The organism is bacterium (assembly GCA_040755795.1).
Taxonomy (GTDB): Bacteria; UBA9089; CG2-30-40-21; order CG2-30-40-21; family SBAY01; genus JBFLXS01.
In genome coordinates, this window is the sequence record JBFLXS010000691.1 from 1 (window position 1) to 1,364 (window position 1,364).

1 protein-coding gene is annotated in these 1,364 nt (G+C 41.4%); it reads right to left on the reverse strand.

Annotated features, from left to right (window positions below):
• Nucleotides 1-75: 75 nt before the first annotated feature.
• A partial coding sequence (locus tag AB1414_20990; GenBank protein MEW6609888.1) for an IS1634 family transposase occupies nucleotides 76-1,364 on the reverse strand: 1,289 nt, incomplete at its 5' end.

Consider the following 1,364-nt stretch of genomic DNA (forward strand, 5'->3'; position numbering starts at 1 on the left):
CCCATATTTACCACATAGATTTTATGTTTGTTGCTATTATTAGACTTAGAAATTTTGTTATGGACGTAATTGAGACTACATCAGTAGTACCAATTCTTCACCCCCTGGATTTGCAATCAAGGAGTCGATTCCAACTCGGATTAAGAGTTCCTTCTGAATATGGTTCAATTCGGTAATTGAACAGAATTTTAGGCCTATGTTCTTCACTAAGATCTCATCAACCTTGCAGTCATCAACGGCCTCATAGAGTGTCTCGTGGGTTATGACATCAGCTGTTTGTTTTCCAGGGTTTTCGTGGAGCCGTCTGGTTATGGTTCGATTTATTAAATAGGCCAGGACACAGATGGTGTAATGGGCCTTAACATGTTCATCTGTCCAGACATGTATCGGTGCAATCTCAACAAAGGACTTTATGTCCCGAAAGGCTGCCTCAATGATGTGTTTGTCCTGATATGGTGTAATAATATCCTCTGAGCTGATTTCGAAAAGGGCTTTTTCTTTTTCTATATGATTAGTAACCAACATCCAGAAGCCGTCTATCTGACCCTGGCTTCTAAGTTCTTGTTCATCGATGGTTACTTGGGCCTGGTAGGTTCTTACCCTTTGAGGGACTCCTTTAGAATCTCGGCGCATAATATGTATCTCGTTCAGTGTTATCTCGACTATATGGTTTAATTTCCTTCTCTTTTTTTCTTTATCGAATCTCTTTTTGGTTGTGGTGAGGTTGCGGGATTTTACCGCCTGCCTTAATTCCTGATTTTGAAGTCTTACAAACTCTTTGAAATCCTCAATACTCTTTAGACGGGCATCCTGTTGATCCTTGAAGAGCTGGGGATTAAAACAGAGAATATATCGGCGTTTACCCTCTTGCCTTATCTCTTTAAAGTATGTAGAGCCATTGAACCTGGTAAAGTTATGATAACGTAGCAATGAGCCCTCTTTCTCCTTTAGCTTTAGATCACTAAGGGAAGAGAAATTGAATCCGCTTACAGATTCAACCTGGTTTCGATCCAGGGCAGAGATATACTTTATATCTTCTCCTTCAAGGAGCCTCAGGTTCTCATCAGAGACCATGCCCCGGTCAAAGACCAGGGTTGAATTGGTGATCTTAAATCTCTTAGAGAGTTTCTCTACGAGTCCAAGGATAGTAGTGGTATCGGCGGTATTTCCCGCAAGAACCTCCCAGTAGAAGGGATAACCATTCTTATCTACAACTAATGCCAATACAACATGGGTCTTAAAACCTTCTTTGCAATGGCCCCATTTAGAGAGGATGCAGCGGCTACCAGAGAATGTTGAACTCGATAGATCGTAGAATACAGATTCCAGGGAGCCAGGCTCTTTAGAGCGAATGAGATTGAATA